The organism is Leptospirales bacterium (assembly GCA_019694655.1).
Lineage (GTDB): Bacteria > Spirochaetota > Leptospiria > Leptospirales > Leptonemataceae > SSF53.
Map to the genome: position 1 here is coordinate 645,378 of JAIBBN010000001.1, position 13,077 is coordinate 658,454.

8 protein-coding genes are annotated in these 13,077 nt (G+C 59.8%); 6 read left to right on the forward strand and 2 right to left on the reverse strand.

What is annotated here, in order from left to right; all coding sequences use genetic code 11:
• Positions 1-52 precede the first annotated feature (52 nt).
• Entirely contained in the window at positions 53-1,531 is a 1,479-nt protein-coding gene (locus K1X75_03060; protein MBX7057019.1) for a hypothetical protein, read from the reverse strand.
• Positions 1,528-2,094, reverse strand: a complete 567-nt coding sequence (locus K1X75_03065; GenBank protein ID MBX7057020.1) for a hypothetical protein — start codon at positions 2,092-2,094, stop codon at positions 1,528-1,530. The genes K1X75_03060 and K1X75_03065 overlap by 4 nt, the downstream gene beginning before the upstream one ends.
• Positions 2,095-2,254: 160 nt before the next feature.
• Between K1X75_03065 and recN the strand changes: the two genes are divergently transcribed.
• The 6 genes from recN to K1X75_03095 all read left to right on the forward strand — a co-directional run bounded on the left by recN (position 2,255) and on the right by K1X75_03095 (position 13,060).
• Positions 2,255-4,012 (forward strand): DNA repair protein RecN, encoded by a 1,758-nt coding sequence (gene recN, locus K1X75_03070; protein ID MBX7057021.1) that lies wholly within the window; start codon positions 2,255-2,257, stop codon positions 4,010-4,012.
• 29 nt (positions 4,013-4,041) lie between these two features.
• Positions 4,042-7,317: a BamA/TamA family outer membrane protein gene (locus K1X75_03075; protein ID MBX7057022.1), complete on the forward strand. Its 3,276-nt coding sequence runs from the start codon at positions 4,042-4,044 to the stop codon at positions 7,315-7,317.
• A 23-nt stretch (positions 7,318-7,340) separates the two neighbouring features.
• Positions 7,341-9,266 carry an ABC transporter ATP-binding protein/permease gene (locus K1X75_03080; protein MBX7057023.1) on the forward strand — a complete coding sequence of 642 codons (1,926 nt, stop codon included), beginning with the start codon at positions 7,341-7,343 and terminating at the stop codon, positions 9,264-9,266.
• On the forward strand, positions 9,253-10,296 hold the full coding sequence (lpxK, locus tag K1X75_03085; protein MBX7057024.1) for a tetraacyldisaccharide 4'-kinase: 1,044 nt from the start codon (positions 9,253-9,255) through the stop codon (positions 10,294-10,296). Before K1X75_03080 ends, lpxK begins: the two co-directional genes overlap by 14 nt.
• 84 nt (positions 10,297-10,380) lie before the next feature.
• On the forward strand, positions 10,381-11,808 hold the full coding sequence (locus K1X75_03090) for an amino acid permease (GenBank protein MBX7057025.1): 1,428 nt from the start codon (positions 10,381-10,383) through the stop codon (positions 11,806-11,808).
• A 31-nt stretch (positions 11,809-11,839) separates the two neighbouring features.
• On the forward strand, positions 11,840-13,060 hold the full coding sequence (locus tag K1X75_03095) for a CoA transferase (GenBank protein MBX7057026.1): 1,221 nt from the start codon (positions 11,840-11,842) through the stop codon (positions 13,058-13,060).
• The last annotated feature ends 17 nt before the right edge of the window (positions 13,061-13,077 follow it).

Here is a 13,077-nt window from a genome sequence, read left to right on the forward strand (position 1 = left end):
GTTGTCGCTGAGGGCAGAGCGGCGTCAGCCAGGAAAAGGGGCGCACCGCAATTCAGCGATCCTGGCCGGGCGTCGGCCCAAAGGCGCGGATGTGATCGCTTCGACGCATTCGGTAAATCGCTTCGGAGCTGAAGTAGCGCACTTGTTCGGGCCGTCGTCGATCGAGGCCTTCGCTGTAGATTGCTCCGGCGTGCGGCAGAAGCGAGTAGCGCAGGTTGTGGATGGATAGAAGGAGCGCGGCCGCCAGCAACGCAGCGCCGGGCGCGGCGCTCAGCGCGCCGAGTCGCAATTTGCGCGCCAGTTCTTGAAGGCAGGCAAGGCAGAGGGCGCTGATCCAGATTGCGACGGCGCAAAAGAGCAGCCAGAACTCAAAGTAAAATGGTTCGATGGCGCCCGCGAAAAACAGGAATGAAGGCAGCAGCAAGCAGAGCGCCAGCCAGCTGCGCCCAAAGCGCCGCCAGCAGCTGCGCCACAGCAGCAGTTGCAAGGCTGCTACGAGCAGCGTGAAGATTGCCAGCAGATTGTAGGGCAGGCGTTGCCGATCGAGCGGCGCTGCAAATGCAAAAGGCGCCGGACCCTCTCGCCGGTAGCGCGGCAGCGGTCCGGGCGGAGAAAGCAGCGCATCGCTGAAGCCGCGGGCCATCATCAATGGCCGCCAGTTCCACTGCTGCGGACGAAAGGGACTCTCCTTGTTCAGGTAAGCAAAGAACCAGGTTTGCAGAGTGTAGCCGTTCCAGGTTGTACCGCGCACCTGTGCAATGTTGGGCTGGTCCAGCGGCAGGTTGTAGTGGATGCGTCCGGCGCAGTAGTAGGCGCCAGAGACTCCAGCCAGCAGGCAGAAGGCGCTGAGCGCTGCCGCCAGCAATCGACGCCGCCAGCGGATGTTCAGAGTGTTGTCGGCATTGCAGCGCTCAATGCTCAGCGCCCGCCAGCGAAGCCTTGCTGGCAGCGGGGCCAGCCAGGCCAGCAGCAGCGCCGGCGCTGCCAGCAGCAGCGCCTGGTGCAGCAGTGCGCCGATGGCCAGCAGCAGCCCAAGGAAAGCGGCGCCCAGAAAAGTATGGCTTTCATTACGATAGAGACGATCTGCATGCCACAGGCATAGCGGCAGCCACGCCACCGGAAAAATAGCAGTGTCTACCTTGGCCGCATAATGCAGATAGCCGTGGGCCATCGCTCCACAGGCTGCTCCCAGCAAAGCCATGGCAGCCGATTGGCACGCCCGGCGCAGGTAGAGGGCGCTGAAAAAAACGCCGCAAGTTGCAGCAAGTATGGAACGCAAGCGCTGGTGAAACGTAAAGTCGTCAAACACGCTCTGCGCAGTCCATGTCTGCAGCAGCTTGTGAAACCAGACGCCGCCCATCTCAAAGTGCAGGTGGTGTGGATTATAAAAGGGAAGACGGTAGCTCGCCAGCATGTTCCTGAGATAGACAAACTGATCGTAGTCCAGGAAGCTCTGCAGATAGCGCAGTTGCAGGAGGGCGTAAGCGCAGGCCAGCAAAGCAGCAAGCGCCGCAAAATGTCGATCCTTCATGGCTGCAGTCGGCGCAGCAATTCGCCGGGCTGGTAGATCCTGCGCAGCTGGTAGAGAAAGCCGTCGCATTGCAGCGTCACGTCGCCTTCCTTCAGCCATCGTTGCAGCCAGGTCTGGGTTACGCTGCGCCGCTGGACATCCTGCAGTCGAAGGCTCTGCAGTCGACGGCGCAGAAATCCGCCATCAAACAGGAACAATTCCTGGCGTTGGGCTACAAGGCAGACACAGAGGCGCCAGCAGGAGATTTCGCCGGCAACCACAGGCGCGACGAAGCTGGCATAGAGCAGGGCCAGGATCAACCGCGCGGCCCAGAGCGTCAGCCAGGCCCCCGGCGGATCGATCTGAAATACCTCTGAAAACTGCAGCGTCGCGTAGAGAATTTCGAGCCCCCGCGCGGCCAGCGGGGAGGCGACTTCCAGCAGCGCAAAGCCCAGCGCCGCCAGGCCAAGTCGCAGCAGAATCCAGCGTCGGCGCGGACGAAAGAATTCCAGCCGGTATTCGGCGCTTGAAAATAGAAAGCTCTGGTTGAGCTGACTGCGACGCCGGGCGCGCCAGTCGAGCAAGCTTTGGGCGATCCCCTGGCGCACGATGCAGGCGCCGACAACCGATGCGCCCTGTCAAATGAGTGTCGCGCCTCGCCTGCTACTGTCCCGCCGCCAGAGATCTTTCCCCGAATGCGTAAATTTATAGTTGCGTAACGTATGTATAGTATATTCTGGCGTCATGCTCCAGGAACTCAGAATCGAGAATTTTGGAATCATTGAAGAGCTGCGTATCAGACCTGGCCGCGGCTTGAACGTCATCACCGGTGAAACCGGCGCCGGCAAGACTCTGCTGCTCACGGCCATCGAAGCGGTACTGGGCGGAAAGGCCGGAGGGGGCCTGGTGCGCAACGGCGCCGCGCGGGCCTGCGTTCATGCTTTGTTCGACCTGAGCCGACTTCCGGACCTGCGCCATGATTTGCAGGCGCGCGGTTTTCCGCCACGCGACGGCGCACTTGAACTGCGACGGGAAATCAGCGCCGATGGGCGCTCCCGGGTTGCCATCAACGGACAGAATACCTCGCTCTCCGTCTTGCGCAACTTCAGCAGCCGTCTGGTGGAAATCCACGGCCAGCACGAGCACCAGCGCATTCTGGATCCCGAAACCCATCTGGAAAGCCTGGATCTTTTTGCCGCGGTTGCCGATTTGCGCGATCAGGTGGCGGAGCGCTTTCAACGCTACAGCCTGCTGCGCAATCGTCTGCGTTCCAATGCCCTCGAGGCAGGCGAACGCCAGCAACGCATTGAATTTCTAAAATTTGCCATTGGCGAAATCGACGAACTTGATCCGCGCGCCGGCCAATTCGATGAATTGCAAAACGAGCGAGCCTTGATTCAAAACAGCGGCAAGCTCTTTCGCGATCTCTGCCAGGCCTATGAAGATCTGCGGGAGCGGGACGCCTCGGCGATTGACCTGCTGGTACGCGTGGAATCAGCGCTCAGCGCCCACCTTGCAATTCTGCCGGAATTGCAGGAACGTGTGGCTGTCGCCGCTGAGGCCCGCTACAACCTGGAGGCAATTGCCGATTTCTTGCGCGCCATGCGTGAACGGCTGCAATTTTCACCGGAGCGCCTGGAGGACATTGAGGAGCGCCTGGCGCACTACCAGCGCTTGCAAAAGAAATATGGCGGAAGCACAAGCGCCTTGCTGGAAACGCGCGATCGCTACCTGCGCGAACTCGCGGCCATAGAGATCAGCGCCGAGGATCTGGCGCTGATGAAGGCGGAACTGGGCGTCGTCGAGTCCGAGCTGCTTGAACTGTGCGAAGAGCTTTCACTGCGCCGTCGCTCGGTGGCGCCCGCACTGGAGGAGCAACTGGCCCAGGAACTTGGCCTGCTGGGAATGCCGGGGGCGCGGATTGTTATATCGATACGCCGCGAGGTGGCTTCCGCCGGCGAGTCGCCTGGCGAAGGAGAATCGCAATCGGCGCTCGGACGCGGACGTTTTGTGGTCTGCGAAAAGGGTCTGGATCGCGTTGAATTTCTGCTCTCCGCCAATGCGGGCGAGAATCTGCATCCCTTGCGCAAGGTCGCCAGCGGCGGCGAACTTTCGCGCATCACACTGGCGCTGAAAACGATCTTCTTTGCACACCGACCCACCCCCAGCGTTGTCTTTGACGAAGTCGACGCCGGCGTAGGCGGGGAAATAGCACATGCGATCGGCCAGCGTCTGCGGATGCTTGCCGAGGGCGGGCAGGCGCTGGTGGTTACGCACCTGCATCAGATTGCCAGCGTGGCTTCGCATCACTACCGCCTCTGGAAAAGCGAGAATGCCGGGCGGACACAATCGCAAATGCTGCGTCTGGAAGGCGAGGAGCGAATCCGCGAAATGGCGCGAATGCTTGGCAGCGATGGCGCCAGTCAGACCGTTCTGGCCCATGCCAGGGAGCTTCTGCAGCAGCCGCATTTGAGGCAGGCGCGCGCTGGCCGGAGCGCGTAGCGCTGGCGCGCCCGCCCCCGCGCGCAACTGTGGCAGAAGGCGATGCGGCCGCTTCTGGCCCGCTGCGCCGCTGTTTTTTCAAGCTGACGGGCGATTTGCCGCTGAGTTTGTGGACTAATTCTGCGCTTCGGCGCAACTCCAACTCAGGCGATTCAGGCGCATTGAACCCCGGTCATCGACTCAGAAGCCTGCTCCGAAACCGGCCGCACCTCCGTCGCTGGGCGCCTCTTGCTCTGCTGCTGGCTCTTTGCGTCTCGATTCTCCCGCTCTTTTCCCAGGACGCCCGTTTTGTCGGAAAGCCAATCCGCGACATCGAGTTTCGAGGCCTGCGAAACGTTTCAATCGATGACCTGTTGCCGCTGCTGAGTTCGCAGGTTGGCGAGAACCTGGAAGAGTCAAATTACAACCGCGATGTTCGCGCCCTGTTTCAGACCGGCTTCTTCAGCGATGTTGTGATGCGCGCCCGTTTGAGCAGCGATGGCGGCGTGGAGCTTTTTTTTGACGTGGTGGAACTGCCTCGCATCCGGCTGGTACAATACCTGGGCGTTGACGAAATACCAGTCCAGGATTTGCGCACCGTCGCCGGGGTTCGGGAGGGCGATGTTTTCAATTTGCAGCGAATCAAGGAAGCGGCGGCGGCTATCCAGCGCAAATACCGCGGCGAGGGCTACCTGCTGGCAGAGGTTTTCTATCGCATCGGCGAGGCTTCCGGCGCCAATCGCATCGACGTCAGCTTTGTTGTTGATGAGGGTCAGAGCATCCCCATTTCCCGGATCAATATTATCGGCCCGCGGAACCTGGACCCAGAAGAGATTCGCGATGCATTGGAGTTGAAAGAAGAGAGCTTTCTGGAAGACGGCGTTTTCGACGAAGCCAAATTCGAGGAAGACAAATTCAAGATTCTGGCTTTTGCCAAGAGTCGCGGCTACCTGGATGCAGAAATCGACCCCCAGGGCACAGGCTACGAAATCCGCTGGCGCACTCCGTCCCGTCCCGAAGACGGGCGGGTAGTCATCATTACTTACAAACTGAACGAAGGCGAGATTCGATTTTTTGGCGGCTACAGCCTGGAGCATGACCGCACGGCGCTCAACCAGGAGCTAAACCCTCCAGAGCGAACAATCACCGATCCGGAAAATCAGCTGCGACCGATCTTCAAGCCCGAGCAGTTGCTGATCGGGCTTGAGTACAACAACGACGACGTAGGCGAAATTTTTGATGAAGGAAAGCTCTTTCGCGATCGCGGCTACCTGCAGGAGGCCTATTCCTCCCAGGGCTACGTCTTTGCCCAAATACAGCCGGCTACCTTAAGCTTCAAACTGGACGAGGCCACGGTCCGTCGTTACGAGGAGTGCTTGCCGCGCGGAGTGCAAGACGCCTGTGGTCGCGAGGCCAGCTGGATGAATCTCCCGGCCATGCGCGAGGCGCTGTCCAATCCGGAACTTGCCGGCCGCACCTTCCGGCATATCCACTTCATAGTCCGCGAAAATGGCCTGGCGTATATTGAAAACATTATCATTAAAGGCAATCAGAAGACCCAGGAGTATGTGATCCGTCGCGAGCTGTTGATGAAAGAAGGCCAGCTATTCAACTCGGCGCTGGTCAATCGCAGCCGCGAAAAATTGATCAACCTGGGATACTTTAAAGAAGTAAACCTTCAAATGCGACCCGGTTCGGCGGATGATCGCATGAACCTGATCATCGACGTCGAGGAGCAGCCCACGGGTACGATCAGCCTTGGCGGCGGCTATGGCACACAGTCGGGTTTTTCCATCTTTACCGAGGTTGGCGAAAACAACCTCAACGGAACCGGACAGCGAATTTCCGGCCGACTGGAATACGGGCCCAACCGCCGCACGCTTGGCATGGAGTGGAGCGATCCCTGGTTCTACGAGTCCTGCGCCGACAACACCGGTTCCTTCTGGCGAAACAAGCTCAAGGATATTGACGGCGCCAGCGATCTGGTGCACCTGCTGGTGGTCGCCGATTCGTTCCAGAACGAGTTTACGGAAATTGGCGTCCTGATGCGCAGCTATGTCGAGGAGGCTGGCGGCGATCGCAGTGTTGAGGCCCTGGACCGTGTGAAAGCTCGTTCACGCGCTTTGATCCGCGGTTTTGTCGCCCGCGAGGAGGAGTGTTACCGCAGCTTTCCCCAGCCCTGGGCCCTGCGCCTGGGCGCCTTCTATCAGTCCATTGTATTTGAAGATGCCAGCCCGCTGCCGATCAGCTTTGACGCCAACGATCTGTTTGAACCGGCAAGTTTTGAACGCAACCGCTTCGGTCTGGAAATCGGCATCTCCCATTCCTTCCTGGTCAACTGGGCGCACTACCACATCTACTCGCCATCGTGGTCGACCGCTTCGCGACCAACTTCGCTATCCAACGACCAGGTGCTCAGCGATGTAGCTCTGGGCTGGCAATTCAAGTCCAGTCTCACCAACGGCGTGGTCTACAACACGGTGGACAACGTCTTCAATCCGACGGAAGGCTTTCGACTGAACTCCGCCATCGAAACGGTCGGGGGATTGCTTGGCGGCCAGGACCATTTCAATCGCTACTCGATCAGCACCAGCTACTATTTCTGGTGGTTCGACTATACCTTTGGCGGTCTGTTTCGCAAAAACATTCTGAAACGCTGGCGAGTCGTGCAGGAACTGCGATTGCGCGGCATCTTTACGCACGAGACGGCCCCGGCCAGCGGCAGTCAGGATAAGTCGCGCAACCCCTTCATCGAAGCGGAGGATCGGCTCTTCCTGGGCGGCTACAACCAACTGCGCGGGTACGACTTCACCGACTCCAAGTTTCCGCGCATCTGGCAAAGCGGCGGCAGCCACCAGCTGCTTGGCGGCGTAGAACTGCGCTTTCCCATTGAACCTTCGATTCTCTGGCTGGTGGCCTTCTTCGACGGCGGAGCGCTCTACAACAACGTTGGCGAGTACATTGGCGACGATAAGACCGCCATCGAGACCTATGAGCAGCAGACCAACCTGCTGCGCGCCAGCAGCGATCCGTTGATCGTGCTGCTCAATGACACCCGCGACCCAAGCGTCTTCTGGACCCGTCGCTGGCATTTTGATTCCTTTACCGACTGGAACGATCCCTATCGTTCGGTATTCAGCGCTCGCAACGTGGCTCTGGATCGAGCGCTCTATTCCTGGGGCTTTGGCCTGCGCGTCCAGATTCCGGTTCTGCCGCTGCGACTTTTTGTGGCCCAGAAGCTCTACTACAGCCACGGCCGACTGCGGCCCATCCCCGGCGACGATGAATTTCAGTTCGTTTTTGGAATTGGCGACCAGCGCTTCTAGCAGGCATCGGAGCGGGAAAAGCTATGGCTGCAGCGGACCAGAATCTAAGCGCCGCCGATCGTCGACGCATCATTCGCCGGCTTTTTCACTACCTGGCCCGCAGGCGCTTGCGTTTGCTTGGCGGCGCGGCGCTGGCCTTGATTGTTTCACTGGCCAATCTGTTTTCGCTGACGGCGTTTGTGCCCATCTTCAATGCCATGGGCGGCGAGACGGAAACGTCGCTCTTTGAGCTGGGCGCCGCCGAGCGCGCCAACCACCAGCTGTGGCTGGAAGGTCGCGCCGCCGCAAATTTTGAAATCGCACGCGCACATATTACGGATATCAAAGTGCGCATCAACCAGTACTTCGCCGGCAAATCCGCGCGCGATACGATCATTACTCTCTGCCTGATGGTTTTTCCGGTTCATCTCCTGAAAGTGCTCTGCATAACCGCCGCCATCTATCTCTCCGGGACCGCGGGTCTGCTGGCGGTGCGCGATTTGCGTCTCGAACTCTACGGGAACCTGACGCGCGTGGGAATGGAAACCTTTGGACAGGAGCGTACTGGAATTCTGATGAGTCGCGTCGTCAACGATGTCGAGCTCATCGGAAAGTCGCTGTCCGTAGAATTCAATGAGGCGATGATCGACATCTTTTATGTGATTACCCATCTCGCTCTGCTGGCCTACATAGACTGGCAGTTGCTTTTGATCACGCTGATTGGCGTTCCGATCCTGACGGCGCCGGTGTCGCGCTTTGCGGCGCGGATTCGCCGCGCGGCGCGCGGCCAACAGGAACGCCTTGCCGAGCTGGGCGGACACATCCAGGAGGTGATCAGCGGCATTCGCGTCATTCGGGCGTTTTCTATGGAAGAATTTGAACGCTCGCGCTTTCGCCAGATCAACGAGAAGCTCTACGAAAATACATTTCGCGGACACTACTACCACCAGGTTGGACCGGCCCTGACCGAAATCACGGCAACGCTGGTTGTAACCGGATTTCTGGCGTGGGGCGCCTGGAAGATTGAACTCGGCGCGCTGAATAAGGGCCAGTTCATGGCCTTTTTCATAACGCTCATTTTCTTGATGGGACCGATCAAGCAGCTCAGTGTTTTGACCAACCTTCTTGCCGGGGCGGTGGTTGCCGCCAATCGGGTATTCGATATGCTGGATGCGCAAAGCGGCGTCAGCGAAGCCTCGCAACCGCGGCCCTTTAGCGGCGTCCAGGATTGCATTGAGTTTCGCAACGTGGGCTTTCGTTATCCCGGCGCGGAGCGCGCAGCCATCCAGAACATAAGCTTTCGAACGCCGCGCGGCGCGGCCATCGCCCTTGCCGGCGCTTCTGGCGCCGGCAAGTCAACCATGATGGATCTGCTGCCGCGCTTCTATGATCCAGGCGAGGGGCAGATATTGATTGATGGCGTAGACTTGCGCGAGTACGAACTGCGCTCGCTGCGCACTGGCATTGGCCTGGTCAGCCAGGATGTATTTCTATTCCACGCTACGATTCGCGAGAACATTGCCTACGGTCATCCCGACGCCAGCCTCGAACAGATCCAGGCCGCTGCGCAGGCCGCCAACGCCGATGAATTCATCCAGCGATTGCCGCAGGGCTATGATACGCCCATCGGCGAACGCGGCGTGATGCTGTCTGGAGGACAGCGCCAGCGCCTGGCCATCGCCAGGGCTTTGATTCAGGATCCGCCGATCCTGGTGCTGGACGAAGCAACCTCCAATCTTGACAACGAAAGCGAGCGGCTGGTGCAGCAGGCCATCGAACGTCTGGAACAGGGTCGTACCACTTTTATCGTCGCTCATCGACTCTCGACGATCTTTCGCTGCGATGAAATTCTGGTGCTCGATCAAGGTCGCATCGTGCAGCGCGGGCGCCATGAGCAGCTGCTGGCCGCGGACGGGCCCTACCGGCGGCTCTATGAAATGCAGTTTGCGGAGCAAAATGCCCCAGGCTGATCCGCTGCTGGCCTCGCGCGGAATACTGGAGAAGCTTTACCTCTGGCTTCACGCCAGGGTCTACGCCTCGCGCCTGCGCCGCCAGCAGCGCTTTGCGGAGCGCACGGTCATTTCCATTGGCAATCTCTCTGCGGGCGGCGTGGGCAAGACCCCGTTGAGTTTTGCACTGGCCCGTCGTCTTGGTCCTCGAAATTGTCTGATCGCACTGCGCGGCTACGGGGCGCGCATTGCAGACCACGGTTTGCTGGCTGGCGAAGACGGCCAGCGTCTGGCATCGGCGCGCCAGTGCGGCGACGAAGCCTTGCTGCTGGTTGAAAGCGGAGCGCGCGTTGCCGCCGGTCCGAATCGCTTGCAATTGCTGCAACGTTTTGCCGGCGACCGTCGCTATGTGCTGCTCGACGATGCCTTCCAGAATCCGCTGGTGGCGCGCGATCTGGAACTGCTGTTGATCGACGCCACCGACTACCCGCAACGCATGCGTCTGATTCCTGGCGGACGCTACCGCGATCCGTTGAGCGCTGCCGCGCGCGCCGATATGATCATTCTTACGCGCTGCGATCTCGTTGCCAGAGCGCAACTCAACGAATTGTGCAAATTGCTGCGGCGCCTGGCGCCGCAAGTCCCCCTGCTGGAAAGTGAACATCGCAGCAAACGATTGCAGCCGGCCGCGCCGCGCGGCGTTCGCTTTGGCGCCTTTGCCGGACTGGGAAATAACGAAGGATTCTTTGCTGCGCTGGAGCGCTCCGGACTGACGCTCAGTCAACGCCGCAGCTTTCGGGACCACCACTGGTACAGTGTGGCGGATCTTCAGGCCCTGCATCGTGTCGACCCACAACTGCACTGGATCACCAGCGAAAAAGACATGGCGCGGATCGAAGCCGCCTGCGTAGAACAATCCGGCCTGACGGGCAGGCTGCATTCCATTGGCCTGGAGTTGCACCTGCGACGAAAAGGCATGGAACAGATCCTGCGCGCCATCGATCGCCGGAAAAAGGGCGCGAAGACTCGTGCGGCGAAAGCTCCGAAGTGATCGCGCCCTGACGCTGCCTTGCCGATCTTATGCTTGACCAGGCCCTCTTTGGCCAATTCGCTGCCGGGATTCCCTTCGTCCCCGATGGATTCTGTCTCCTCAAAACGTCCAGCTCATTTGCACCGCCAGATCGGTCTGGCCACCGCTGGCCTTGTCCTGGTTGCGAACATGATTGGCGCCGGAATTTTTGCGAACACCGGTAAAATCCAGGCGGATGTTGGCGCTCCGTGGCTGGTCATCGCGCTATGGGCGGTCGGCGGGGTGATGGCCTTGAGCGGCGCCCTTTGTTACGCAGAGCTGGGCGCAATGATGCCCCATGCGGGCGGCGAGTACGTTTACTTGCGCACTCTGTTTGGCCGTATGTGGTCCTTCCTTTCGGGCTGGATCAGCTTTGTCGTCGGATTTGCGGCCCCCGCTGCCAGCACCGCAATTCTATCCGGCGACTACCTGCACCAGTTGATCCAATCCGTGGCGCCGGGCAGCGCGCTGGCGCAGATTTTTGCCGAGCCCGTTTACCAGCGCGTCTACGCCGCCTCTTTGATCATCCTGTTCAGCGGCATTCATGTCCTTGGCGTACGCAGCGGCAGCCTCGTCCAAAATCTTTTAACCGTTCTCAAGCTTTTCATCATTGGTCTTTTTTTGTGCGGCGGCTTTGCAGTCATCGCCCTTGGCGGCGGCAGCGGCCAATTGGGCGTCGCCCCGGAAGCCGCGTCGGCGACGGGCGGCATGGCCTTGCCAGGCTGGTCAGCGCTGGCCATTGGCCTTTTGTGGGTTGGCTACGCCTACTCTGGCTGGAACAGCGCTACCTACCTTGCGGAAGAGATCGAAAAGCCCGAGCGTAATCTGCCGCGAGCCATGATCATCGGTACGGTGGGCACCATTCTGCTCTACGTGGCGCTCAATATTCTGTATTATCTGGCCGCGCCGGCCGGCGAGTTTTCGGGCAGCTTCCTGGTCGCCTCCATCGCCGCCGAACGGCTCTTTGGCGCAAATATTTCGGTGATATTCAAGGTCGCCTTCTGTCTATTGATGCTTTCTTCGATGTCGGCTTACATCATGATTGGGCCGCGGGTATATTTTGCCATGGCTCGCGACAATCTCTTCTTCAGCTATGCTCGACGCATCAATCCGCGCTTTGGCACTCCGGTGGTGAGCATCTTTTTTCAGGCGGCGCTGGCGCTGGTTTATATCTTTACCGGCACCTACGACTCCATCATGACCTTGATGGGCTTTGCCCTGATGATCTTTCCGCTGCTAACCGTGATTGGTCTGGTCATCGACCGCTATCGTCGCCCGCGCGCTGAGCGTCCCTATCGCGCTCCGTTCTTTCCGCTGGCCCCCGCAATTTTCATCGGCCTGTCGGTCTTCACCATGGTAGGCAGCTACCTGGAGGCGCCCGCTTCCTGTCTCTGGGCGCTGCTCATTGCCGCCGGCGGCGTGCCGGTATACTTTGTCTGGACTTCCATCTATCGCTGGCTGGCCGGACGACAGACGGCTATCGTACCGGATTGACAGCCGCCGCCTCGCTTCCTTTCCTGAGGACGTGAATGCTCAGGAAAACGCAACCAATTCAGGCGAAGGGCCGCTCAGCGGACTGCGCGTCGTGGATCTTTCGCTGCTGCTGCCTGGTCCTTTGTGTTCCATGTATCTGGGAGACATGGGCGCCGATGTTATCAAGGTCGAAAATCCGCGCGTTCCGGACTTCACGCGTCTGATGGGCGCGCGCCTGAGCAAAGGCGACAATTCGGAAAGCGGGCTGTTCCTGATGCTCAACCGCAACAAGCGCGCCATCACACTGAACTTGAAGCGCGAAGAAGGACGCGCCGTGCTGCTGCGTTTGCTGGAAACAGCGGACATCTTGCTGGAAGGATTTCGACCGGACGCCCTTTCCGAAATGGGCATCGGCTACGAACAACTCAAAGAGCGTTTTCCGCGGCTGATCTATTGCGCTATTTCTGGCTACGGCGCCAGCGGTCCCTACACACGCCTTGCCGGCCATGATGGCAATTACATCGGCTACGCCGGACTGCTCGATATCACCGGCCCGGCGGACGGCCCGCCAGAGCTTCCCGGTTTTCAAGTGGCGGACATTGGCGGAGGCGCATTGATTGCGCTGTCGGGAATCCTCGCGGCCGTGTACGCCCGTCAAAAAAGCGGTCGCGGCCAGTTTGTGGATGTCAGCATGCTGGATGGCGCCTTCAGTTTTCTGAGCCTGCACGCCGGCGAGTTTCTGGCCAGCGGTCAGCCTCCGCAGCGCGGTCGCATGACGCTCTCCGGAGCGCTGCCCAACTACAATGTCTACCGCTGTCGCGATGGAAAATACGTGATCCTGGCCGCGCTGGAAGAACGCTTCTTTCGCGCCTTTCTGCGGCAGATCGGCGAGGAGGCGCTGCTTGAGGGACTGCGTCTCGATGCCGAGGGTCTGGCTGTCCTCTTTCCGCGACTGCGGGCCATTTTTGCACAACGCGATCGCGATCAATGGCAGGAACTCTTCTTGAACAGCGAATGTTGCCTGGGACCGGTAAACTCCGTGGCTGAGGCCTTTGCCGATCCACAATTGCGCTCTCGCCAGATGGTGGTGGAAATCGAGCACCCCCAGCTGGGTCCAGTCCTGATGATTGGAGCGCCCTTTCACTTTTCGGATACGCCCGTCTCCTACCGTCAGGCGCCGCCTGGACACGGCCAGCATACCGATGAGGTGCTGGAGTCGCTGGGCATCGACGCCAGCCGGCGGGCTGAGTTGCGCAGTCGACGCGCCATCTAGCCGACCGTTTCTGGCTG